This window comes from Halobacillus sp. BAB-2008, assembly GCF_000328325.1.
Taxonomy (GTDB): domain Bacteria; phylum Bacillota; class Bacilli; order Bacillales; family Halobacillaceae; genus Halobacillus.
This window is the reverse complement of record NZ_ANPF01000031.1, coordinates 1-23,475: the sequence shown is the minus strand read 5'-3', so window position 1 is coordinate 23,475 and position 23,475 is coordinate 1. Positions and strand designations below refer to the sequence as shown.

The 23,475-nt window shown below is 45.2% G+C and carries 24 protein-coding genes, 1 rRNA gene, 1 pseudogene and 2 other annotated features; all 26 genes and pseudogenes read right to left on the bottom strand.

Annotated features, from left to right (window positions below; all coding sequences use genetic code 11):
- Nucleotides 1-1,693, bottom strand: a pseudogene (locus D479_RS08700) (DNA-directed RNA polymerase subunit beta); the annotation flags it as partial.
- 312 nt (nt 1,694-2,005) lie between these two features.
- The gene (locus D479_RS08695; protein WP_008635893.1) at nt 2,006-2,611 is read right to left on the bottom strand and encodes a class I SAM-dependent methyltransferase; all 606 of its coding nucleotides are present in this window, start codon (nt 2,609-2,611) and stop codon (nt 2,006-2,008) included.
- Between the two features lie 81 nt (nt 2,612-2,692).
- Nucleotides 2,693-3,058, bottom strand: a complete 366-nt coding sequence (gene rplL / locus D479_RS08690; RefSeq protein ID WP_008635891.1) for a 50S ribosomal protein L7/L12 — start codon at nt 3,056-3,058, stop codon at nt 2,693-2,695.
- Between the two features lie 51 nt (nt 3,059-3,109).
- A complete protein-coding gene (gene rplJ, locus D479_RS08685; RefSeq protein WP_008635890.1) occupies nt 3,110-3,610 on the bottom strand; it encodes a 50S ribosomal protein L10 in 501 nt (166 codons plus the stop codon).
- Nucleotides 3,611-3,654: 44 nt separating this feature from the next.
- Nucleotides 3,655-3,803, bottom strand: a sequence feature (ribosomal protein L10 leader region).
- 53 nt (nt 3,804-3,856) lie between these two features.
- On the bottom strand, nt 3,857-4,552 hold the full coding sequence (rplA, locus tag D479_RS08680; protein ID WP_008635887.1) for a 50S ribosomal protein L1: 696 nt from the start codon (nt 4,550-4,552) through the stop codon (nt 3,857-3,859).
- A 118-nt stretch (nt 4,553-4,670) separates the two neighbouring features.
- A complete protein-coding gene (gene rplK / locus D479_RS08675) occupies nt 4,671-5,096 on the bottom strand; it encodes a 50S ribosomal protein L11 (RefSeq protein WP_008635884.1) in 426 nt (141 codons plus the stop codon).
- Nucleotides 5,097-5,249: 153 nt separating this feature from the next.
- Nucleotides 5,250-5,786, bottom strand: coding sequence for a transcription termination/antitermination protein NusG (nusG, locus tag D479_RS08670; protein ID WP_008635882.1), 537 nt, complete (start codon nt 5,784-5,786; stop codon nt 5,250-5,252).
- 129 nt (nt 5,787-5,915) lie between these two features.
- Nucleotides 5,916-6,092, bottom strand: a complete 177-nt coding sequence (secE, locus tag D479_RS08665) for a preprotein translocase subunit SecE (protein ID WP_008635880.1) — start codon at nt 6,090-6,092, stop codon at nt 5,916-5,918.
- Nucleotides 6,093-6,133: 41 nt separating this feature from the next.
- The gene (rpmG, locus tag D479_RS20170) at nt 6,134-6,283 is read right to left on the bottom strand and encodes a 50S ribosomal protein L33 (protein WP_008635878.1); all 150 of its coding nucleotides are present in this window, start codon (nt 6,281-6,283) and stop codon (nt 6,134-6,136) included.
- 76 nt (nt 6,284-6,359) lie between these two features.
- The gene (sigH, locus tag D479_RS08660) at nt 6,360-7,016 is read right to left on the bottom strand and encodes an RNA polymerase sporulation sigma factor SigH (protein ID WP_008635876.1); all 657 of its coding nucleotides are present in this window, start codon (nt 7,014-7,016) and stop codon (nt 6,360-6,362) included.
- 83 nt (nt 7,017-7,099) lie between these two features.
- Complete coding sequence (locus tag D479_RS08655; protein ID WP_008635874.1) at nt 7,100-7,609, bottom strand: NYN domain-containing protein; 510 nt, start codon at nt 7,607-7,609, stop codon at nt 7,100-7,102.
- 2 nt (nt 7,610-7,611) lie between these two features.
- Nucleotides 7,612-8,355 carry a 23S rRNA (guanosine(2251)-2'-O)-methyltransferase RlmB gene (rlmB, locus tag D479_RS08650; RefSeq protein WP_008635872.1) on the bottom strand — a complete coding sequence of 248 codons (744 nt, stop codon included), beginning with the start codon at nt 8,353-8,355 and terminating at the stop codon, nt 7,612-7,614.
- Nucleotides 8,352-8,759, bottom strand: a complete 408-nt coding sequence (locus D479_RS08645; protein ID WP_008635861.1) for a ribonuclease III domain-containing protein — start codon at nt 8,757-8,759, stop codon at nt 8,352-8,354. The genes rlmB and D479_RS08645 overlap by 4 nt, the downstream gene beginning before the upstream one ends.
- 3 nt (nt 8,760-8,762) lie before the next feature.
- Nucleotides 8,763-10,163 (bottom strand): cysteine--tRNA ligase, encoded by a 1,401-nt coding sequence (gene cysS, locus D479_RS08640; protein WP_008635859.1) that lies wholly within the window; start codon nt 10,161-10,163, stop codon nt 8,763-8,765.
- Entirely contained in the window at nt 10,153-10,815 is a 663-nt protein-coding gene (cysE, locus tag D479_RS08635) for a serine O-acetyltransferase (protein ID WP_008635858.1), read from the bottom strand. The genes cysS and cysE overlap by 11 nt, the downstream gene beginning before the upstream one ends.
- A 64-nt stretch (nt 10,816-10,879) precedes the next feature.
- Nucleotides 10,880-11,094 (bottom strand) — a binding site (T-box leader).
- 44 nt (nt 11,095-11,138) lie between these two features.
- Nucleotides 11,139-12,608, bottom strand: a complete 1,470-nt coding sequence (gltX, locus tag D479_RS08630; RefSeq protein ID WP_008635857.1) for a glutamate--tRNA ligase — start codon at nt 12,606-12,608, stop codon at nt 11,139-11,141.
- A gap of 58 nt (nt 12,609-12,666) precedes the next feature.
- The gene (locus D479_RS08625; protein WP_039871166.1) at nt 12,667-13,857 is read right to left on the bottom strand and encodes a bifunctional 2-C-methyl-D-erythritol 4-phosphate cytidylyltransferase/2-C-methyl-D-erythritol 2,4-cyclodiphosphate synthase; all 1,191 of its coding nucleotides are present in this window, start codon (nt 13,855-13,857) and stop codon (nt 12,667-12,669) included.
- Between the two features lie 111 nt (nt 13,858-13,968).
- Complete coding sequence (locus D479_RS08620) at nt 13,969-15,072, bottom strand: PIN/TRAM domain-containing protein (protein ID WP_008635855.1); 1,104 nt, start codon at nt 15,070-15,072, stop codon at nt 13,969-13,971.
- A 154-nt stretch (nt 15,073-15,226) separates the two neighbouring features.
- A complete protein-coding gene (gene disA, locus D479_RS08615; protein WP_008635854.1) occupies nt 15,227-16,300 on the bottom strand; it encodes a DNA integrity scanning diadenylate cyclase DisA in 1,074 nt (357 codons plus the stop codon).
- Entirely contained in the window at nt 16,301-17,680 is a 1,380-nt protein-coding gene (radA, locus tag D479_RS08610) for a DNA repair protein RadA (RefSeq protein ID WP_008635853.1), read from the bottom strand.
- Nucleotides 17,681-17,837: 157 nt separating this feature from the next.
- On the bottom strand, nt 17,838-20,297 hold the full coding sequence (gene clpC, locus D479_RS08605; RefSeq protein WP_008635846.1) for an ATP-dependent protease ATP-binding subunit ClpC: 2,460 nt from the start codon (nt 20,295-20,297) through the stop codon (nt 17,838-17,840).
- Between the two features lie 18 nt (nt 20,298-20,315).
- Nucleotides 20,316-21,386: a protein arginine kinase gene (locus D479_RS08600; RefSeq protein ID WP_008635845.1), complete on the bottom strand. Its 1,071-nt coding sequence runs from the start codon at nt 21,384-21,386 to the stop codon at nt 20,316-20,318.
- The gene (locus D479_RS08595; RefSeq protein WP_008635844.1) at nt 21,387-21,935 is read right to left on the bottom strand and encodes a UvrB/UvrC motif-containing protein; all 549 of its coding nucleotides are present in this window, start codon (nt 21,933-21,935) and stop codon (nt 21,387-21,389) included.
- Nucleotides 21,936-21,956: 21 nt separating this feature from the next.
- A complete protein-coding gene (locus D479_RS08590) occupies nt 21,957-22,415 on the bottom strand; it encodes a CtsR family transcriptional regulator (protein WP_008635843.1) in 459 nt (152 codons plus the stop codon).
- Nucleotides 22,416-22,579: 164 nt separating this feature from the next.
- Nucleotides 22,580-23,272, bottom strand: a complete 693-nt coding sequence (locus D479_RS08585; protein WP_008635841.1) for an MgtC/SapB family protein — start codon at nt 23,270-23,272, stop codon at nt 22,580-22,582.
- Between the two features lie 85 nt (nt 23,273-23,357).
- Nucleotides 23,358-23,471: ribosomal RNA gene (gene rrf, locus D479_RS08580) — 5S ribosomal RNA — on the bottom strand.
- Nucleotides 23,472-23,475 lie beyond the last annotated feature (4 nt).

Genomic DNA, 23,475 nt, shown 5'->3' with positions numbered 1-23,475 from the left:
CAATTTGGTCGGTTACTTTGTTCGTATCCGGATCCACACGGCGATATGGTGTTTCAATAAAGCCGAATTCGTTTACCTTCGCATAAGAAGACAAGGAGTTGATCAAACCGATGTTCGGTCCCTCAGGAGTTTCGATCGGACACATACGGCCATAGTGGGAGTAGTGTACGTCACGAACTTCGAATCCTGCACGTTCACGTGTTAAACCACCCGGTCCAAGCGCAGATAGACGACGTTTGTGAGTCAATTCTGCTAACGGGTTGGTTTGGTCCATAAACTGGGATAGTTGGGAGCTTCCGAAGAACTCTTTAATGGATGCAATAACCGGACGGATATTGATCAGCTGTTGTGGTGTGATGGATGATGTATCCTGAATGGACATACGCTCACGTACCACACGCTCCATACGGGAAAGCCCGATTCGGAACTGGTTCTGAAGAAGTTCTCCTACAGAACGCAGACGACGGTTACCAAGGTGGTCAATATCGTCCGTGCCACCAACATCATGAAGCAGGTTAAAGAAATAACTGATAGAAGACAAGATGTCAGCCGGAGTGATGTTCTTAACGTCGCGGTCGATGTTCGCATTACCGATAACGTTGATAGAACGTTCCCCTTCCGGATCCGTCGGGTCTACAATTTTTACAGATTGGACTTGAATCGGGTCCTCAAGAACGCCGTCTACAGGCTCAAGAGTTTCCTCGCTCAATGTACCTTCTGCATCATCAAACAATGGAATCAGTTTGTTAAGAAGACGGCGGTCAATCTTGTCACCCTTCTCCGCAATAACTTCCCCTGTTTCCTCATCCACTAATGTTTCAGCAAGGGTTTGGTTAAACAAACGATCCTTAATATGAAGCTTCTTGTTCATTTTATATCTTCCGACTCTAGCTAGATCATAGCGTTTCGGATCAAAGAAACGAGAGACAAGGAGACTTTTAGCATTTTCTACGGTCGGCGGCTCGCCGGGACGCAGACGCTCGTATATCTCAAGCAAAGCTTTCTCTGTCGTTTCCGTATTGTCTTTTTCAAGCGTGTTCTTCAGGTACTCATTATCTCCGATCAAATCGATGATCTCTTGATCGGTACCGAATCCTAGAGCACGAAGGAGCACTGTGATAGGAAGCTTACGCGTACGGTCGATGCGGACGTGTACGACGTCTTTGGCATCTGTTTCAAACTCTAACCATGCTCCACGGTTAGGAATGACCGTAGCGGTATAACCACGCTTACCGTTCTTATCAATCTTCTTATTGAAATATACACTCGGAGAACGAACAAGCTGGGATACGATGACACGTTCCGCACCGTTGATTACAAAGGTACCTGTGTCTGTCATCAATGGGAAATCACCCATGAATACTTCCTGCTCTTTCACTTCACCCGTCTCATTATTTAGAAGACGTACTTTCACACGAAGCGGTGCGTTATATGTTACGTCGCGATCCTTTGACTCATCGACTGGATACTTTGGTTCGCCAAGGCTGTAGTCTACGAATTCAAGTGAAAGATTACCGGTGAAATCTTCAATTGGCGAAATGTCCTGGAACATCTCTTTCAAACCTTCTTCCATGAACCACTCATAGGAAGCCGTTTGAATCTCAATCAAGTTAGGCAATTCCAATACTTCACTAATACGTGCATAACTTCTGCGCTGGCGGTGTCGTCCATACTGAACTAGTTGACCTGTCAACTGATTCACCCCTCAAATCAAGCATTTTAATAACGAAAAAAGGGTCCGGCAAGACATGCCGAACAGGCTTGCGGTTGATCTTGCCACAAGCGCTATTTAAACATTCGCCTTATAGCAAATGGTGATTCTTCATTTCTCTCTAACGTTAGACAAAAAAGAAAAAGGCTTTTCATACATAAAAACCTCATTTACTTTCAGTGTTCGATTTTACCATTCTGACCAACTATCATCTTTTTATACAAGAAAATGCAAAAAAGACTTGACAGCGTTCAGATATATTGGCATTTTTCAATACTAGCACAACCGGACAAGCTAGTCAATCTTTTTAGACTTAAGGATAAAGTATCCTTTCTGTTTCTCTACTATTTCCACGTTACCGAACAGTTCCTCCATCTTGGCTTTCGCTGATGGGGCTCCTTGTTTCTTTTGTATGACGACCCAGAGTTCTCCTTGGTCTACCAAGGATTGTCCAGCTTCCTCAAACATAGAGTGAACGACTTCCTTCCCGGCACGAATGGGAGGATTAGTAAGAACAGCCGCAAAACGATGGTCTTTCACCGCCTGCATCCGATCACTTTCTTTTACAGTTACATTCGCGATGCCGTTTGCCGCCGCGTTTCTTTCCGCCAGATTCAAAGCCCGTTCGTTCACATCCACCATCCATACGTGACGATCCGGATAGTGTTTAGCCAAGGACATACCAATCGGCCCATATCCACAGCCTAAGTCAAGAAAATCTCCTTCTACTTCCGGCGCACGAAAGGAATCAATCAATACGCGCGAACCGAAATCCACCTCGCCTTTAGAGAAAACGGCGCGGTCTGTTGTGAACGTAAATGTATGGCCCTTCAATTGAAAAGTCCACGATCTTTCTTCACTTGCAGCAGATGTCTTCTTGGAATAGTAATGTTCCGACATAATCCGAACACCTTCTTTTTTAATCTATTAAGAAAAAGAAAGCCCGCCGATAGTCAGCGAGCTTTACTTTAAAAAGATATCTTACTTAAGTTCTACAGTAGCGCCTGCTTCTTCAAGCTGAGATTTCATTTCTTCAGCTTCTTCTTTAGAAACGCCTTCTTTGATTGGGTTTGGAGCACCGTCAACTAGTTCTTTAGCGTCTTTAAGACCAAGACCAGTGATTTCGCGTACTGCTTTAACCACTTTGATTTTAGAGCTTCCTGCAGATTCAAGCACTACGCTGAATTCTGTTTGCTCTTCAGCAGCTTCGCCACCTGCAGCTGGTCCACCAACAGCAACTGGAGCTGCAGCAGATACACCAAATTCTTCTTCAATCGCTTTAACTAGGTCGTTAAGCTCAAGAACAGACATTTCTTTAATCGCTTCGATAATTTGTTCGTTAGACATGAGAAATTTCCTCCTTAGTTTTTATGGTTATAGTTTTAAACGAACGCGAACTTACGCGCTTTCTTCCTCTTTTTGCTCCGCCACTGCTTTTGTAGCATAAGCGAAGTTGCGGATAGGTGCTTGTAGTACGCTTAGGAACATAGATACAAGACCTTCGTAGTTTGGAAGGTTTGCAAGTTCTTGGATTTGCTCAAGAGTTGCAACTTGTCCTTCAACTACGCCACCTTTAATTTCAAGGTTTTCGTGATCTTTAGCGAAGTTGTTAAGAATTTTAGCCGGAGCTACTGCATCTTCTTCATGGAAGGCCAAGGCTGTAGGTCCTTGAAGCACTTCGTCAAGACCAGAAAGCTCTACTTCTGCCGCAGCACGGCGAGTCATTGTGTTTTTGTACACTTTGAACTCTACGCCTGCTTCACGAAGCTGTTTACGAAGTTCTGTAACTTCCGCTACGTCAAGACCGCGGTAATCTACCATTACAGCAGACTTACTGCTACGGAACTTGTCAGCTAAGTCAGATACAATTTGCTGCTTTTGCTCGATAACACTGCTCATCGGTTCCACCTCCTATTGACTTATCATCATACCGTCCAAAGGTTTTGTTCATAAAAAGTACCCCCATGTAGACATGGAGGTACGAATCATAGAGCAGGGCAGTCTGCGCTGCTCTATTTATATTCACACACACCTCGGCAGGAAATTAAGCGGAAGCCGCACCTGCTGTCTACGGTATAACGTATTCATTTATACAACGTCACTAATTGTAACCAATCAGAAACGGAAAGTCAACACTAAATTATATTACTTAGAGAACCCAGTAACATCAACTTTGATCCCAGGACCCATTGTTGATGAAACAGCTGCGTTACGCATGTAAGTTCCTTTAGATGCTTGTGGTTTAGCTTTCACAAGAGTTTCTGTAATCGCTGTGAAGTTCTCAGCCAGTTTCTCTTGATCGAAAGAAGCTTTTCCGATCGGAACATGGATGTTAGCAGCTTTATCAACGCGGTATTCTACTTTACCAGCTTTGATTTCGTTTACTGCTTTCTCAACTTCAAACGTTACTGTACCTGTTTTAGGGTTCGGCATAAGACCTTTTGGTCCTAGTACACGACCAAGCTTACCAACTTCAGCCATCATGTCAGGAGTTGCAACAACAACATCAAAATCGAACCAGCCTTGGTTGATTTTGTTGATGAGGTCCTGCTCACCTACGTAGTCTGCACCTGCAGCTTCTGCTTCTTTCGCTTTATCACCTTTAGCGAAAACAAGCACACGCTGAGATTTACCAGTACCATGTGGAAGTACCATTGCTCCACGGATCTGCTGGTCTGCTTTCTTAGGGTCAACCCCAAGACGGAAAGCTGCTTCGATTGTTTCATCAAAGTTAGCTTTTGCTGTTTCTTTTACTAGCTTGATGGCTTCCTGCACATCATAAGCTTTTGTACGATCAACAAGCTTTAGAAGCTCTTGTTGCTTTTTCGTTTTCTTAGCCATTTTAAAATTTCCTCCTCGTTGTGGTTTTAACGGATTTTCCTCCCACGAATAAAGGTTGCGAAAGAGACACTAGCTCCATTTCCGCAACCTTTTCCTATCTCCAAATGACGCTGTGGGATTAATCTTCGATTGTGATTCCCATGCTGCGCGCAGTACCTTCGACCATACGCATTGCAGCTTCCACGTCAGCAGCGTTCAAATCAGGCATTTTCGTTTCTGCGATTTCGCGAACTTGATCGCGTTTGACAGAAGCTACTTTGTTACGGTTTGGTTCACCGGAACCTGACTCAATTCCAGCCGCTTTCTTAAGAAGAACAGCAGCAGGTGGAGTTTTAGTAACGAATGTAAAGGAACGGTCCTCATAAACCGAGATTTCTACTGGAATGATCATACCAGCTTGGTCCTGCGTACGAGCGTTGAACTCTTTACAGAAGCCCATGATATTAATACCTGCTTGACCTAGTGCCGGTCCTACTGGTGGCGCTGGGTTAGCTTTTCCTGCAGGGATCTGAAGCTTTACAACATTAATAACTTTTTTAGCCACGAGACACACCTCCTTAAAGTCCGTGATGTGGTAATAGGGTTCTACCCCTCCCACTCCATTGCGTTAAGCAATAGCCCCTCATCTATGGGGCGCATATAGAACATAAAAATTCTAGCATCTTTGTGCCGGATATGCAAGGGGAGGATTGTTTTTTTATAATTTTTCGATCTGAGTGAAGTCCAATTCGACCGGAGTTTCGCGGCCGAACATGTTGACATGGACTTTGACTTTCTGTTTGTCCAAGTCAATATTCTCAATGGTACCAGTGAAGTTTGCGAACGGTCCGTCGGTAACAGTAACACTTTCTTTCACTTCGAAATCAATGTCTGCCTTCGGCTGTTCCTTCATGCCCATACGCTTAAGCACCGTATCCACTTCTTCCGGTAAGAGAGGGGTCGGTTTAGAACCAGAGCCGGTAGATCCGACAAACCCCGTCACGCCGGGAGTGTTACGGACAACGTACCAGGAATCATCCGTCATTACCATCTCTGCTAAAACGTATCCTGGGAAAACTTTCTTTTTGGCAATCTTCTTCTTGCCGTTTTTAATTTCCGCCTCTTCGTCCTCCGGGACAAGAACACGAAAAATCTTATCTTCCATCCCCATAGACTCTACGCGCTTCTCGAGGTTGGTCTTTACTTTGTTCTCATAACCTGAATAGGTGTGAACAACATACCATCTTTTTTCCATTATCGCAGGACAAGTGCTTGCCCTTCCCTCCCTTATGCTTTAGTTAATCGAAATTCTTTCCAACATGAAAAAACCCGCGGAACGGGTTTTTTGTAAGTCTATCTCTATTATAGCATAAAATTAACTCTACTATTCCTTAGCGATGAGTTCAAGCACTTGGGAGATCCCAAGATCTACAATAGCAAAGAACAAAGCTACGAAGACGACGGTGAATAGTACGGTAATCGTGTACCTGGTCAGTTCCTGCCCCTTCGGCCAGCTGACCTTTTTCATCTCACGCGCTACGTTCTTGAAGAACTTAAACATGCTGTAATACCCCCCAAACTTGTGCCGACTGGCTTCCTGATCTACTTCGTCTCCCGGTGCAGGGTGTGGGATCCGCAGTTCTTGCAGAACTTGCGGACCTCCAGACGTTCGGATTGGTTGGAACGATTTGTATATGAACTGTAATTTCGACTTAAACATTGTGTACAGGCTAATATTACTTTCTTACGCACTTCTCTGTCACCTCAAATCATCGAGGTATAATACTAAATTAATGTAGCACTCTTCCCATAGACTGTCAATGTGGGTTCAAAGTGTGATTTCATTGATTTCCAGATACTTTTCGAGCTTCCGCTTCACGCGTTGCAGAGCGTTATCGATCGATTTGACATGACGCCTCAATTCCTCGGAAATCTCTTGATAGGACTGACCGTCCAAATAAAGGGTCAGCACCTGCTTTTCAAGATCGCTGAGAAGTTCGGACATCTTCTCTTCCATATCTGAAAACTTCTCTTTATTGACAATCAATTCCTGGGGATCGATTGCTTTTGAACCTGCGATGACGTCAAGGAGCGTACGGTCTGACTCTTCATCGTAGATAGGCTTGTCCAGCGAAACATAGGAGTTTAAAGGGATGTGTTTCTGTCTAGTGGCGGTTTTAATAGCAGTAATGATTTGACGGGTGACACACAGTTCAGCGAATGCTTTGAAAGACGACAGTTTTCCTTCTCGATAATCACGAATAGCCTTATAAAGGCCGATCATTCCTTCTTGAACAATATCTTCCCGGTCAGCCCCGATTAAGAAATAAGTGCGGGCTTTGGCGCGTACGAAATTCTTATACTTGTTAATCAAATAATCAAGTGCCTGAACCTGTCCCTGATTAATTCGTTCTACGACTGCTTCATCATCAAGCTTACTAAGATCCAACTCATTGGTGCTTTTCTCCGTTTGTAAGATGCTCACACAGGATCCCTCCGACCGTGCTATCTCAATATATAGAAATATTATACAGTAAGCGTTTGAAAAGCGTCAACAAGTTGTCAGAATTATTTATCTCCTCGGCGCCACTTCTCAAACAATTCCCGCACCTCTTTGTTTATCGGAATTTTAGATTGATAGTGAAGCTGATTGTGGGTTTCTACGTCCTTTTCGATCTGGTTCTCAATGTTCTTTACTTCGATGTAAAGCTCTCTCGCAGACTTCCGAAAAGCTCCCTGACCGAAGATGGTCCGCTGCTCTGCATAATCGGATGTAGCCACGTACACCTGTGTCCGCACGTCATTCAATTCACCGGCAAGCTTCTCGATCCGCTCGTCTGCCGTTTCATTCTCCTTAGTGAAAAGGACTTCCACTTTGTAGTTCTGCTGCTTCTTCTCAAGTCCCCGGACATGGTAGGCATCAAAGACGATCATGATACGATCCCCTGTATAGGATTGGTATTCTGCCATCATCTCTATGAGAAGATCCCGTGCTTGCCCGAGATCTTTCTCCTTTAATTTCACCAGTTCCGGCCAGGCCCCGATCATGTTATATCCGTCTACAATTAATACATTCATTGTCACTCACCGACAGGGTGACGCTTCCTGAATACTTCATACATGAGAAGGGAGGCTGCTACTGAGGCATTAAGGGAAGTGACCTGTCCGGCCATAGGGAGACTGACAGTCCAATCACATTTTTCTTTCGTCAATCGACTCATTCCGCGGCCTTCACTTCCAATCACAAGCGCCAGCGGCATCCGGCCATCCAGCTGTCGATAGTCTTCTGTACCTTCCGCATCTGTTCCGACAACCCAGACAAAGCGCTCCTTCAATTCATCTATCGTTCTAGCCAGGTTGGTCACTCTCGCTACAGGAATGTACTCGATCGCTCCTGTAGACGTCTTTGCAACTGTAGCAGTAAGAGCGACGGACCTCCGCTTCGGAATGATGACTCCGTGCGCTCCTGCCGCGTCTGCCGTCCTTAATATCGAACCAAGGTTGTGCGGGTCTTCAATTTCATCACATATGATGAAAAAAGGCGCTTCTCCCTTTTCTTCCGCTTTAGCGAATAAATCTTCCAAATCACTGTATTCATAAGCAGCCACAGAAGCAATAACACCTTGGTGCGTTCCTTCTACAAGCTGATCCAGTTTCTTCTTCGGAACTTTCTGGATGAGGACCCCCTGTTCCTTAGCCAGCTGCTCTACCTTTTTAAATGCCTGATACTGTAACTGATCCGATACCATGACTTTGTTGATCGAGCGTCCGGATCTTATCGCCTCCTGTACAGCATTCTTGCCTATAATCCATTCTCCGTTCATTCGTCTCCACTCCTTTCTTCCACTTCTCTAATAGCATAGTGCACCAACTCTTCCAGCCTTTGTTTCTGACCGGATAAATATAAAAATCCCAACACCGCTTCAAATGCGGTCGAATAACGATAGGTTTGCACATTGGTACTCTTAGGCACAGAGCCGGATTTCGCATTCCTGCCCCTGCGAAGGACACCCTCTTCTTCTTCCGTCAGTATTTCTGCCTCCTGCCAGGCTCGTACGGACTGAGCCTGGGACACAGCAGAGACAAAACGAACAGCTGCCTTGTGGAGGTGCTGCGGCTGCACTTCCCCTTTATCCAATAGGTACTCTCGGACATACAATTCATAAACAGAATCGCCCATATAAGCGAGGGCGAGACTCTTCATCTGTTTCACGTCGGTGCGTTCCATGTGTCACCCTCGCTTCCAGCGTGTACCTTGGGAAGTGTCCTCCAAGATGATGTTCCTGGCTTTCAGTTCATCACGGATCTGATCGGCACGCTCAAAGTTGCGGTCTTTACGGGCTTGTTTACGCTCTGCGATTAAAGCATCGACCTCTTCATCCAGTAATTCTTCTTTAACCTCAAGGGACAGTCCCAAAACACTTGTCAGTTCTTCAAACGTTTGGATGAACACATTCAAAACATCTTCATGTGTCTGCTTCTCCTGCAGGTAAAGATTCGCAGCCTTGGTCATGTCGAACAAAACAGAAATCGCATTGGCTGTGTTAAAGTCATCGTCCATTTCTTTAATAAACTGCTCTTTAAAGCCTTTTACTTTATCCAGCCACGGCTGTGTATCTTCCTGAAGGCTCACGCTGGTATCTTTACGGTGTTTTAGATTCTCATACGCATTCTTTATCCGCTCAAAACTGCTTTTGGCGCCCTTCAGAAGCTCATTGCTGAAGTTAATTGGATGACGGTATTGGACACTCAACATGAAGAAGCGGATAACCTGTGGATCGTGTTGCTTTACAAGATCATGAGCAAGGATAAAGTTACCGAGAGATTTAGACATCTTCTCATTATCAATGTTGATATACCCATTGTGCATCCAATAACGAGCGAAATCTTCCCCGTTGTGAGCTTCCGACTGTGCGATTTCGTTTTCGTGGTGAGGGAATGTCAAATCCTGACCCCCGGCATGGATATCTATCGTGTCTCCAAGGTATTTCTTCGCCATAGCAGAGCACTCGATGTGCCAGCCCGGGCGTCCTTCTCCCCACGGGCTCTTCCAGGAAATTTCTCCGTCCTTGGCCTGTTTCCATAACGTGAAGTCCAGCGGGTCTTCTTTCTTATCACCAACCTCGATCCGGGCACCGGACTGCAGCTCATTGATTGATTGCTGAGACAATTTCCCATAATTATCGAAGGCACGTGTACGGAAGTAAACATCTCCTCCTGCTTCATAGGCATAACCTTTCTCCACTAACCCTTGGACAAATCCGATGATTTCTTCCATGTTTTCTGTCACGCGGGGGTGATCGACCGCTTCTTTGACGCCAAGGGCTGCAACATCTTCTTTATAAGCCTGGACGAAACGATTGGCAATCTCTGTCACACCTTCGCCCATCTCTTTGGAAGCTTTGATCAATTTATCGTCGACATCTGTGAAGTTCAGTACATAATGGACATCGTAGCCGCGGTATTCGAAATATCTGCGGACGGTATCGAACACGATGGCAGGACGGGCATTCCCAATGTGGATGTAATTATATACGGTCGGGCCGCACACATACATCTTCACCTTTCCTTCTTCCAACGGCTGAAAGACTTCTTTATTCCGAGTCAAGGTATTATATATTTTAATAGTCATGATGCTTCACTCCTTTTGCTTCTTTCAATTCCTTCTGTAGTTCCTCGATCTGCTTTTCCAACTGGTTCAGCCGGTCGTAAACAGGATCCGGCATTTTGTGGTGGTCCAAGTCTTTTTTCTGTACCTTCTTGCCATCCTGTACGACGACGTGTCCCGGAATACCGACGACGGTTGAGTTATTTGGTACATCATGCAGAACGACGGATCCTGCTCCTACTTTAGAGTGTTCCCCGATTGTAATAGAACCAAGCACTTTTGCACCTGTGGCAACAAGAGAATTATCAAGCAGAGTAGGGTGACGCTTTCCCTTCTCTTTTCCTGTACCACCTAGGGTGACCCCTTGGAAGATGGTTACGTTATCCCCGATCTCACATGTCTCTCCGATGACGACTCCCATCCCATGGTCTATAAAAAAACGGCGGCCGATTTTTGCTCCCGGGTGGATTTCAATCCCTGTAAAAAAACGGCTGAACTGAGAGATCAGACGTGCGAGAAAAAAGAATTTCCTTTTATGACAAGCATGGGCCACCCGATGTGCCCAAATAGCATGCAGACCGGAATACGTAAGAATAACTTCCAGATACGAACGAGCAGCAGGGTCCTGATCGAACACTACATCGACATCTTCCTTGAACATTTTAAAAAGCCCCATACTTCCTTCCCTCCTTTTTCTTGCGCAGAGGCGGAGAATAAAAAAAGCGTCTCTGTGCCTTGGGCACAGAGACGCTTCCCGCGTGGTTCCACTCTGCTTGGGGAAAATAATTTCCCCCACTTCATCCTCGATAACGGAAGGGAACCGCTCCGGCCTACTTTTTTTCAACCGGAGACTCCGAGGTGCATTTCCAGGGTGCCGCCCAAAATCACTTCCAGCCTAGGTGATTCTCTCTGGGTAAGCAGACAGCCCTTTACTTCTCCTCATCAACGTTTCGTATAGGTAACTCTACTATATGATAATATCTTCTGCTTGTGAATAAATTAAGCCTGCAATTTATTTAGTACATCATCAAGACGTACTGTGACAGTCTCTAAACCGAGCAGGTGGATCGCGTTAGGAAGCTCGGGGCCGTGAGTTTGACCTGTAGTTGCCACGCGAACAGGCATAAACAGTTTCTTGCCTTTATGGCCGGTCTCTTTCTGAACGGCTTTGATTTGAGCTTTGATGTTATCCGGAGTGAACTCGTCCAATTGCTGAAGGTTCTTCTTGAATGTTTCCAATACCTCCGGAACTTGTTCGCCTTCCAGTACTTCCATCGCAGCTTCGTCATATTGAATTTCCTGCTTGAAGAACAGATCCGTCAATTCCACAATTTCAGCACCGTAGTTCAGCTGCTCGTGGTATAGGGAAATAAGCTCACGTGCCCATTCCTGCTGCTCTTCTGTCATCGTTTCCGGGAAACGTCCTGCTTCAACCAAATGAGGAAGAGAAAGTTCAACGACCTTATCCAGATCCGAAGCTTTAATATACTGGTTATTCATCCACTTCAGCTTAGCTGGATCAAAAACAGCCGGGGACGTAGTCAGACGTTCCGCGTCAAAGATTTCAATCAGCTGCTCTTGTGTGAAGATCTCTTCTTCACCGACAGGGGACCAACCAAGAAGCGTGATGAAGTTGAACAGCGCTTCCGGCAGATAGCCAAGATTCTTATACTGCTCGATGAACTGGAGAATATGCTGATCCCGCTTACTCAGTTTCTTACGCTCTTCGTTAAGGATAAGCGTCATGTGTCCGAACTTCGGCGGCTCCCATCCAAACGCTTCATATACCATCATCTGCTTAGGTGTGTTGGAGATGTGCTCTTCCCCGCGCAGTACATGAGTAATCTTCATTAGATAGTCATCAATCGCTACAGCGAAATTATACGTAGGGATACCGTTCTTCTTCACGATAACCCAATCACCGAAATCACTGGAATCGAACGTAATGTCGCCGCGTACGATATCGTTGAACGTGTAGGAATGGTTTTCAGGTACGCGGATACGAATACTTGGTTCGCGTCCTTCGGCCTCAAATTCTGCTATTTGCTCAGCCGTTAAATTACGGTGTGCTCCAGAATATTTCGGGGCTTCTCCACGCGCCATCTGCGCTTCTCGTTCCTGCTCAAGCTCTTCCGCAGTCATATAGCACTTATAAGCAAGGTCGCGCTCCAGAAGCTCATCAATATACTTCTGGTAAATATCCAGACGCTCCATTTGACGGTAAGGACCATACTCTCCGCCCTTATCCGGGCTCTCATCCCAATCCAAGCCCAACCATTTTAAATAGTTAAGCTGACTTTCTTCTCCACCTTCTACGTTTCGCTTCTCGTCTGTATCTTCAATACGGATGACAACTTTACCACCCGCATTTCTTGCGTATAAATAATTAAACAAGGCTGTCCTCGCATTACCGATGTGAAGAAAACCTGTAGGGCTCGGCGCATAACGCACACGTACTTCATTTGACATAATTGTTCTCCTTTCTTACTTCCGCTCTATTTCCTTGATTTATTTTATCATTTTTCGACTAATCTTGCCGAATTTCTTGCAATAAAACAACAGCTTGGGCGGCAATTCCTTCTTCCCGTCCTGTAAAACCAAGCTTCTCTGTCGTTGTCGCTTTCACATTAATCTTAGCCTTATCCGTTTCGAGAAGAGACGCAATATTACTTCGGATCTCCTCGATATATGGAGCCATTTTAGGAGATTGCGCAATGACCGTGCAGTCCATATTACCGAGCTCGTAGCCCCGATCTCTGCAAATATTCCAGACATGCTGCAACAATTTACCGGAATCAGCATCCTTAAATTCAGGATCCGTATCCGGAAAATGCTTGCCGATATCTCCTTCTCCAATCGCACCTAAGCAAGCATCTGCAATCGTATGAAGAAGAACATCTGCGTCGGAATGCCCGAGCAGACCTTTCTCATGGGGAATGTCGATCCCTCCGATTATACAAGGACGGCCTTCCGTCAGTTGGTGAACATCGTACCCTTGACCGATTCGAAACATAGCAGGTTCATCTGCCTTTCTTTGTAATTGTTTTTGGATGTAAGACTCCGCTTTATGTAAGTCTTCCGGTGTCGTCAGCTTGAAATTATCGTAACTTCCCTGGACAATTACAACATCCCGCCCTGTCTCCTCTACCAAAGAAGCATCGTCTGTTCCGTAGTATCCACGTTCCTTTGCTTGGTCATGCGCGTCTTTAATCCACTCATAGGAAAATGCCTGAGGCGTCTGTGCCGCCCACAAGTATTTTCGATCAAGTGTAGTCAAACCGTTATCACGCTTTTGCTTAATAGTATCTGTCACAGGAACAGCCAACAAAGCCGCCTGCTCTACACGTACCGTCTCTGCCAGTTCATGCAGATTCGTTTCAGAAACAAATGGACGCGCCCCATCATGAATGAAAACAGGAATAGATGGATTGCGGACGGCTTTCAGACCTTCGTACACACTGTCCTGCCTTTCCGCTCCCCCATTAACCATGGTCATTTCTTTTTCCACAGGGTGCTCTGCAAACATCTTCTCCATTTCTGAGCGCTCACGTTCATTTGTCACCAAAATAATCTCTTCACACCATGCATCCTGCTCAAAAACAGAAATAGTGTGACGGATCAGCGGTTTGGAGCCTATCGTGAGGAACTGTTTGTTTCGTCCGGCAAGCATCCGCTTCCCTTGACCGGCGGCAAGTATAATAGCTGTATAGTTCGTCATAACATCCACCCTACATTAAATTAAACTCGGATCACTTACTTCCTTATAAAACAACAAAAGCGATAACACACTGGTTATCACTTTTGTCTTACTTATTTGTTTATACCGTTTTTAAAGTGCTTTTTCAAGTGATTTCGGCTTCGCAAAAATCATTCGTCCGGCAGAAGTCTGCAGCACACTTGTGACAACGACTTCAATAGTTTTCCCGATATACTCTTTTCCTTCTTCTACAACAATCATAGTGCCATCATCTAAGTAGGCGACACCTTGATTCTGTTCTTTTCCGTCTTTAATCACTTGAATGGACATCTCTTCTCCAGGAAGAACGACAGGTTTAACAGCGTTAGCTAAATCATTAATATTCAACACTTGAACATTTTGAAACTCACACACTTTGTTCAAGTTGAAATCATTCGTAACGACGATTCCATTCATGACTTTTGCCAGCTTAACAAGCTTGCTGTCCACCTCTTGAATCTCTTCGAAATCTCCTTCATAAATCTCAACATTTACAGGTAGATCCTTCTGAAGTCGATTCAGGATATCAAGACCTCTGCGACCTCTGTTTCTCTTTAATCCATCCGAAGAATCAGCTATATGCTGCAATTCTTCCAGAACGAATTGAGGAATAACAATCGTACCTTCCAAAAAATGAGTTTCGCAAATGTCTGCGATCCGGCCGTCAATAATGACACTGGTATCGAGAATTTTATCTTTCGGTATTAACGAGGCATCCACTTCCGCCTTGTTTGCTTCGTCCGACGAATCCGTAGCGCCCTGCTTGTCTTTCTTCGACAACAAATTCAAAAACTCGTCTTTACGCTTGAATCCTACCTGGAAACCTAAATAACCAAGAAGGATCGTCAGGAAGATAGGAACGACCTGACTTACTACTTGAATCTGGATATCCTGTACAAATACATTAATCAGATAAGCAACAATCAGCCCGATGATCAGACCCAGGCTGCCAAAAAGCAGATCAGCCACAGGCGCCCGTACGAGTGAATCTTCCACCCATCTGATAAAGTCGACAATATAATCCACGACCCAAAAAGTAATTAAAAATAAAATAAGTGCTCCTAGTACGGCCCCTAAAACAGACTGAATCAGAGTAGGCCAAGTAAGACCTGTCAATTTAAACAAATCCGGAAGATAGAGGTAACCGATTGTTCCACCAGTTATAACTATAAATAACTGCACGATACGCTTAAGCACTTTCCTTCACCCCCTCAATCACAGTATGACCAAACCTTACAACCATTAACCCTTTTATCAAGGAATGATGGTACTTAACTTAGCACAACTTCCAATATAAGTCAATTTGCAAATGTATAATCATACCATAAATTAGATAAATAAGTCAATTTTCTTAAATATGTCGGTCTACGAACAATTGTTCCTGTATGCGGTCCAGACCATCCCGGATCTTCATAGCTCTTACTTCTCCTACGCCATCCACTTCCACCAGTTGTTTAGGTGAAGCCTGTATGAGATCTTCTAAAATGCCGAACTTCTCGACAAGATGATCGATGATAAGGGATGGGAGGCGTGGAATTCGATGAAGAATCCGGTAACCACGTGGATGAATGGCATCAGACATTTTCGTGTTTGTCGAATAGCCAAGCAGCTTAAGCACTTGTTCATCCGACAATAACTCTGTGTTCGTCGTTTCCTGCATCTTCTTCAAAATATAATAAGGTTCGTAATCCGGACGCTTGCTGTAATCCCTGAGCAGCAGCGCTGCCTCTTCCTCAATATTGGAAACTAATTCGGTCAGCTGCAGTTGGATTAAACGGCCCTCTGTTCCTAATTCATTCACATAATTCAAAATCTCCGTCTTTGTACGCAGGACCATCTCCACTCTTGATACGACTTGAACGACCTCAGAAAAGGAGACCATATTCTCAAACTCCAACGCACCCAGGTTTGTCGTGCTCTGGTCAAGGACATTCTTATACTTCTCAAGCGTTTGGATCGCCTGGTTCGCCTTTGTTAAAATGACGCCGATTTCTTTTAAGGAATAGCGGTGGGACCCTTTATACAGGGTGATAACATTACGCCGCTGGGAAATGGCGATAACGAGCGCTCCTGTCTGCTTTGCCACCCGCTCCGCAGTGCGGTGGCGCATTCCCGTTTCAGTCGATACAATATCAGGGTCAGGCATCAACTGAGCGTTCGCGTACAATATTTTTGTACCCTCATCATTCAGAATGAGCGCACCATCCATTTTGGCGAGTTCATAGAGGTGAGCCGGTGTAAAGTCGGATTGAATATGGAATCCACCATCTACAAGATCCCTTATTCTCTCTCCATACCCTAAAACGATAAGCCCTCCGGTATTTGCGCGAAGGACGTTGTCTATTCCGTCCCGGAGCGGTGTCCCCGGTGCCACAAGCTTGAGAATTTCTCCTATACCGTTTTCCTTCATCTCATGCCATTCCATTTAGGATTCCCCCAATGTAACCTTCATTGCTTCCTGTACTGTACTTACCCCGATGACTTCAATTTGTGAAGGTGGAGTCCATCCGTCCATATTTTTCTTAGGTATGATGGCCCGTTTGAAACCGAGTTTAGCCGCTTCCTGTACGCGCTGTTCAATACGGGAAACCCGCCGTATTTCTCCTGTCAATCCGACTTCTCCAACAACGACATCGTCACCGTTTGAGACTTTGTTGCGAAAGCTCGATGCGATACTTAACGCAACAGCTAAGTCGATTGCAGGCTCATCCAGCTTCACACCACCCGCCACCTTTACGTACGCATCCTGATTCTGCAGCAACAGTCCTGCTCGTTTCTCGAGCACAGCCATCAGCAGAGGGACTCTGTTCGTGTCGAGACCGGTTGCCATCCTTCTGGGGTTTCCGTAGGCTGTCGGGGATATGAGCGCCTGAATCTCTACCAGCACCGGCCTTGTCCCCTCCATTGAAGCTACAACAATAGAGCCTGCCGCTCCCTGAGAACGTTCTTCAAGGAAAATCTCCGACGGATTAAGTACTTCTTCCAGCCCTTTCTCCTTCATCTCGAAGATACCCATTTCATGTGTACTTCCGAAGCGGTTTTTAACACTGCGGAGAATACGGAAAGTGTGGTGCCGCTCTCCCTCAAAATAAAGAACTGCATCCACCATATGTTCCAGTAAACGAGGGCCGGCAATGGACCCTTCTTTAGTAACATGTCCAACAATGAAAATCGGAATACCTTTCGTTTTCGCAATTCGCATCAAGTGACTGGTACATTCTCTCACCTGCGCCACACTACCAGGGGCAGAGGTTATATCTTCCTTGAAAATCGTCTGAATGGAATCGATCACTACAAATTTAGGTTCAATCTGATCTATTTGATTCAGTACATCTTGCAGGTTCGTCTCGGGCAGGACATACAGTTCATCCGACATGACCCCAAGGCGTTCGGCCCTGAGTTTAGTCTGCCTGGAGGATTCTTCTCCTGATATATATAAAACCGGAAAATCTTTCTTTGCAATCTGAGCAGATACTTGAAGCAGTAAGGTTGACTTCCCGATACCCGGATCCCCGCCGATTAAAACTAATGATCCGGCCACGATCCCGCCGCCGAGCACTCTGTTGAACTCCGGCATGCTTGTCGGGAGGCGTGGTTCCTTCTGTGATTTTATCTGTGTGATTCTTTCTGGCTTCGTCATTGCGGAAGTGGAACTTGTCTGAAATACGTGCCGAGAGTTTCCTGCCGGAGCAGACGTCTCTTCCACCAACGTATTCCACTGATTACACCCCGGACATTTCCCCATCCATTTCGGTGTTTCATAACCACATTCCTGGCAAACGAACTTTGTTTTTCTTTTTGCCAAGATGATCTCTCCTATCCTTCATTTTATACGAAAAAACATGTGAATAAGTTTCACATCCATATCATTTATATTAAATATCGCTTACTGAAATCATACCTAAATAAGAAAAAAATCGGAAGGCAAACACCTTCCGATTCTTTTACCGGATGAAATCTTGTTAATTTGTGGATTCTTGTTGTGTATGCACCACATAATTCTTGTTTTCATCCAGATCAATTTTAACTTTTTGACCTTTAGCGATATTCTCTTTAAGCAATTCCTCTGATAGAAGATCTTCGACATTCTTCTGTATAGCACGGCGCAATGGACGTGCCCCATATTCGGGGTCGAATCCGGAATCTGCGATGTGCTGGATAGCTGCATCCGAGAGTGTGAAGTCGATCTCCTGCTCCTGCAGACGTTTACGCAATTCTTCTGCCATAAGAACGACAATATCCTTCATGTGCTTCTTCTCAAGGGAGTGGAAAACAATTGTTTCGTCAATACGGTTTAGGAATTCAGGACGGAACGCTTTCTTCAAAGCATCTGTCACTTTGGACTTCATGTCTTTATAATCCTGATCCGCTTCACCCATAGAGAAGCCGACGTATTTGTTTTGTTTTAATTCGGAAGCACCCACGTTGGATGTCATGATCAACACGGTATTTCGGAAATCAACAAGACGTCCTTTAGAGTCTGTCAGACGGCCGTCCTCCAATACTTGCAGCAGGATATTGAAGACTTCCGGGTGCGCCTTCTCAATTTCATCAAGAAGTACAACAGAATATGGTTTGTTCCTTACCTTCTCCGTCAACTGACCGCCTTCATCGTATCCTACATATCCCGGAGGAGAACCTACAAGACGGGACGTGCTGTGTTTCTCCATGTACTCCGACATATCGATTCGAATCATGGCATCCTCTTCACCGAACATGCTCTCTGCCAGCGCGCGAGCAAGCTCTGTTTTACCTACACCGGTAGGTCCAAGGAATATGAAGGAACCAATCGGGCGTTTCGGATCCTTCAACCCTGCTCGGGCACGACGGATCGCTTTGGAAATAGCTTTGACCGCTTCTTCCTGACCGATTACTCGGTTATGAAGCGTTTCTTCCAGGTTAAGAAGACGCTCACTTTCATCCTTCGTCATTTTGGAAACTGGAACACCGGTCCAAGTGGATACGACAGAAGCAATATCTTCTACCGTTACCTCTGAATCCTCCTGGCCTTGTTTTTCTTTCCACTCATCCTTCGTCTCCTCCAGCTCATCTCTCAAACGCTGTTCGCTATCACGAAGGGATGCTGCTTTTTCAAACTCCTGACTTTGGACAGCCGCATCTTTCTCTTTCCGGACTTCCTCAAGCTTCTGTTCCAGCTCTTTAAGATTTGGCGGCGCTGTATAGGAGCGCAGGCGCACCTTGGAAGCTGCCTCATCGATTAAATCAATCGCTTTATCCGGAAGGAAGCGGTCCGTGATATACCGGTCGGAGAAACGGACAGCTGATTCAATAGAATCATCCGTAATGGTCACACGGTGGTGAGCTTCATAACGGTCACGCAGACCTTTCAAAATTTGAATGGACTCATCAAGCGTCGGTTCATCCACCTTAATCGGTTGGAATCTACGCTCAAGTGCTGCATCTTTTTCAATATATTTACGGTACTCATCAAGGGTTGTCGCACCGATACACTGCAGTTCACCCCGGGCAAGAGAAGGCTTCAGAATATTGGATGCATCAATGGCTCCTTCTGCTCCTCCGGCACCAATCAATGTATGGAGTTCATCGATGAATAGAATGATGTTACCCGCCTGGCGGATTTCTTCCATCACTTTTTTCAAGCGATCTTCAAACTCCCCGCGGTATTTCGTTCCCGCGACGACTGTACCCATATCCAACGTCATGACTCGCTTATCACGCAGAATTTCAGGTACTTCGTTGTTCATAATCTGCTGAGCCAAGCCCTCTGCGATGGCCGTCTTACCAACACCAGGTTCACCTACAAGCACCGGGTTGTTCTTTGTACGGCGGCTCAAGACTTGAATGACCCTTTCAATCTCTTTGCTTCGGCCGATTACAGGATCAATATTTCCTTCTTTAGCTATGGCCGTCAAATCACGGGCCAGGGAGTCAAGGGTTGGTGTATTCGCATTCGTCGCCTGTCCTCCAGAAGCGCCTCCACGACGATTTTGACCGCCTGTAGACTCATTGTTCCCAAGCAGCTGCAATACTTGCTGACGGGCTTTATTAAGGCTTACACCAAGGTTGTTAAGAACGCGGGCCGCTACCCCTTCTCCTTCTCGGATTAAACCAAGGAGAATGTGCTCTGTCCCTACATATGAATGTCCCAGCTTACGAGCTTCATCCATAGACAATTCTATGACCTTCTTAGCTCTTGGAGTATAGTGGATCGTTTGGGATACCTTTTCCCCTTTACCGATCAGTTTCTCCACTTCCTGTTGGATTTTGGAGGATTCAAGGCCGAGAGCTGTCAGAGCTTTCGCAGCAATTCCCTCCCCTTCACTCACTAAACCAAGCAGGATGTGTTCCGTCCCGATATTATTATGACCTAAGCGTACTGCTTCCTCTTGTGCCAGTGCCAAAACTTTTTGTGCTCTTTCTGTAAATCGCCCAAACATCATGGACATTCCCTCCTAACATTATTCTTCGTTTTCTAATTGAAGTCTTTCCCTGATTAGAGACGCCCTTCTTACATCCCGTTCATCGGGAGATAAGCTGGCTTTGGCGTACTGTTGCAAAAAGCCCGGCTGCGTTAAAATCATCAATTCATTCAAGATCGTCCGTGGTATGTGGTCGATAAAGTCCAAATCGATACCTAACCGTAAATCGGATAAACATTTTGCTGCCTCTTTAGACTCTATGATTCGACTGTTGGTTAGAACACCATAGGATCGAAAAATGCGGTCCTCCAGTTGAATTCCTGACCGGCTCAGAAGCACTTCCCTCGCTCTTCGCTCTTGATCGATCAACTGCTTTACCACACTGTGGAGGTCTTCTACAATGTCACCTTCCGACTTACCAAGCGTGATCTGGTTCGATATTTGAAAAATATTCCCCAGTGCTTCGCTTCCTTCCCCATAGATGCCACGGACAACTAAGCCAAGCTGGTTGATCGCGGGAATCATACGATTGATCTGCTGAGTCATGGATAATGCCGGCAGGTGCATCATAACTGATGCCCGCATTCCGGTGCCGACATTCGTCGGACAAGCGGTCAAATACCCGCGTTTCTCATCAAATGCATAATCAATTTTCTCTTCCAGCCAATCGTCGAGTTGTGATGCCTGTTCCAACGCCTTATCCAGCTGGAAACCAGGGAAATAAAGTTGAAGGCGGATATGATCCTCTTCATTAACCATAATCGACACCTGCTCGTTCTGCGAAATCAACGCAGCCGAGGTGTCCGATTTTTCAGCGAGATGCGGGCTGATCAAGTGTTTTTCAACCAACACTCTTTTTTCAACCGGCTGAAGATCCGTCATCCGGACCATTTCAAAATCTTCATAATCTCTAAAGGACTCTTCTTGAAACTCTTTCTGAAAGAATTCCAATACTTCTTCTAAGGATTCTTCAGATCCAATAATCGGAAATGGATATTGGGAGAAGTTCCGGGCAAGACGTATGCGGCTGCTCATCACAATATCGCTGTCCGGCCCCTCCTGTTTCATCCAGGGACTGATAGCCTCATTTACAAAATTCTGTAACGACATCTACTCATCACCTGCCTCTCCACTATGAAGACGCCCTTCCAAAGATCTGATCCTATCTCTAACTTTCGCTGCCTCTTCAAATTCTTCCTGCTCAATTAATTGTCGAAGATTAGCTTTGTATTCTTCTATCTCTTTCTTTAAATGGAGATTGCCGCTTTCTCTTTTAGGAATCTTCCCATCATGCCTTGTATTTCCACTGTGCACCCGCCTTAAAATTGGATCCAGTCGTTCGCCGAAAGTGGTATAGCACTTTCCGCAACCAAACTTGCCAATCCTTGCAAACTCTTCATATGTCAAACCACAGTTGGAACATTTTAATGGAGATTTCTGCTGAGGTGCAGCTTTGTTCTGATCGCTGTATGGAGAAGGGCTATCCGAATGAAAGAGTCCGGATAGAAGATCATTCAGAGTAAAGTTTTCTTCTCCATAATTAACATATCCATATTCTTTCGCACATACTTCACACACATGTATCTCCGACTTTTGCCCATTTACTACCTGAGTCAAATGAACGGTTGCCTGTCTTTGATGACATTCCTGGCATTCCATCTGAATCTCCCCTTTCCGCAATCAGCATTTATATTTAAGGGTGAACAGCATCGCCGTCATGATTCTTGCTCTTATCTCATCGCGTAGAGGGAGAGAAAATTTGAGCACATCACGGTCAACGATGCTTTCCATGATCTTCGCTTCCCGTTCTGTAATGACCTCATAATCGATAAGTCGCTCCAGAACGTCCACCGCTTGGGTCTGGGAGATACGGGGTTGGATTAAATCCATCAATTCCTCGATCATATCAGCGTATTTCCGATAAGGAACCCGACTGATCCGGATGTACCCGCCGCCTCCGCGTTTACTTTCCACTATATACCCCTTTTCCACAGTGAACCTTGTCTTAATCACGTAATTAATCTGCGAAGGTACACACTGGAAACGCTCAGCAATTTCGCTTCTTTTAATTTCAATGGTTTGGGACTCATCGAGGGTTTTCTTTAAATATTCCTCTATGATGTCTGATATATTTCGCATTTTCCCTCCCCCTCTTTTGACTTTGACTATCTTTGACTTTAATTTCATTATACTCATATTTTACTGGTACGCAACTATATTGTTTATGATAAATACATCAACTATGTTTCCCCTTTTCGTTAGCAAATAAAACAAAAAGCCGTGCAGTTTTTTCCTGCACAGCCTTAAATATAATGTGTCATTTTCATAACTCCTTCCTGCTCACTGATTCGACCCATCACAAGTGTACGATCATAGGACTGAGACGGACTTACCTCAACCAACAATTTCTTTTGGCTCTCAGGTAGAGACAGGACCTCCACTTTTTGAATGGTCAATTGAAATTCCTCAAATACCGACAGAACCCGATGCACCCTTGCACTTCCACGAACGGTAATGCTATAGCTGTTTTTCCGCTTGCCTCTAACTTTATGTTTTTCCATTCTATTCAGAAAGGCCAAGCTTGTCAGCACGACTAAAGTGGTAAACGTAGCAACATCGTATAACCCAGCACCGACTACTAATCCAATTGCTGCTACCGTCCAGATCGACGCTGCTGTTGTAAGACCTTTAATCGTCAAGCCGTTTACCATAATGGTCCCGGCACCTAAAAAACCAATTCCACTGATAACGTAAGAAGGTATCCTCGCCGGGTCAAACCTCACCTGCTCGTGAAGGCTCATAAATTCCGTAAACCCATAGAGAGAAAGCAGCATCATTAAACAAGCACCAACCCCGACCAAAATATGTGTCCTAAAGCCCGCCGATTGATTCTTAATCTCCCTTTCAAAACCGATTAATCCTGATAACACTAAAGCAAAGCACAGGCGGAAAATAATTAAAACAATATCATCATGAAAGAAATAAGACCAGTGCACCGCAGTTCCCCCTTTCTATATTCATATGAAACCGGTTCTGAATATAGAAAAAAACCAGAAGTTATTACTTCTGGTTTCTAAAATGACGTGGCAGCGTCCTACTCTCACGGGGATCTACCCGACTACCATCGGCGCTGAAGAGCTTAACTGCTGTGTTCGGCATGGGAACAGGTGTGACCTCTTCGCCTTCACCACCACATCAA

Excerpts from the sequence above, each read along its gene's own strand:
- nusG (WP_008635882.1), bottom strand. The coding sequence starts at position 5,786 with ATGGAAAAAAGATGGTATGTTGTTCACACCTATTCAGGTTATGAGAAC.
- D479_RS08645 (WP_008635861.1), bottom strand. The coding sequence starts at position 8,759 with ATGGAACGCACCGACGTGAAACAGATGAAGAGTCTCGCCCTCGCTTAT.
- rplA (WP_008635887.1), bottom strand. The coding sequence starts at position 4,552 with ATGGCTAAGAAAACGAAAAAGCAACAAGAGCTTCTAAAGCTTGTTGAT.
- gltX (WP_008635857.1), bottom strand. The coding sequence starts at position 12,608 with ATGTCAAATGAAGTACGTGTGCGTTATGCGCCGAGCCCTACAGGTTTT.
- cysE (WP_008635858.1), bottom strand. The coding sequence starts at position 10,815 with ATGGGGCTTTTTAAAATGTTCAAGGAAGATGTCGATGTAGTGTTCGAT.
- D479_RS08625 (WP_039871166.1), bottom strand. The coding sequence starts at position 13,857 with ATGACGAACTATACAGCTATTATACTTGCCGCCGGTCAAGGGAAGCGG.
- rlmB (WP_008635872.1), bottom strand. The coding sequence starts at position 8,355 with ATGAACGGAGAATGGATTATAGGCAAGAATGCTGTACAGGAGGCGATA.
- secE (WP_008635880.1), bottom strand. The coding sequence starts at position 6,092 with ATGTTTAAGTTCTTCAAGAACGTAGCGCGTGAGATGAAAAAGGTCAGC.
- clpC (WP_008635846.1), bottom strand. The coding sequence starts at position 20,297 with ATGATGTTTGGGCGATTTACAGAAAGAGCACAAAAAGTTTTGGCACTG.
- rplJ (WP_008635890.1), bottom strand. The coding sequence starts at position 3,610 with ATGAGCAGTGTTATCGAGCAAAAGCAGCAAATTGTATCTGACTTAGCT.
- D479_RS08655 (WP_008635874.1), bottom strand. The coding sequence starts at position 7,609 with ATGAATGTATTAATTGTAGACGGATATAACATGATCGGGGCCTGGCCG.
- rplL (WP_008635891.1), bottom strand. The coding sequence starts at position 3,058 with ATGTCTAACGAACAAATTATCGAAGCGATTAAAGAAATGTCTGTTCTT.
- disA (WP_008635854.1), bottom strand. The coding sequence starts at position 16,300 with ATGGAATGGCATGAGATGAAGGAAAACGGTATAGGAGAAATTCTCAAG.
- D479_RS08590 (WP_008635843.1), bottom strand. The coding sequence starts at position 22,415 with ATGCGAAATATATCAGACATCATAGAGGAATATTTAAAGAAAACCCTC.
- cysS (WP_008635859.1), bottom strand. The coding sequence starts at position 10,163 with ATGACTATTAAAATATATAATACCTTGACTCGGAATAAAGAAGTCTTT.
- D479_RS08600 (WP_008635845.1), bottom strand. The coding sequence starts at position 21,386 with ATGTCGTTACAGAATTTTGTAAATGAGGCTATCAGTCCCTGGATGAAA.
- D479_RS08695 (WP_008635893.1), bottom strand. The coding sequence starts at position 2,611 with ATGTCGGAACATTACTATTCCAAGAAGACATCTGCTGCAAGTGAAGAA.
- D479_RS08595 (WP_008635844.1), bottom strand. The coding sequence starts at position 21,935 with ATGGAATGCCAGGAATGTCATCAAAGACAGGCAACCGTTCATTTGACT.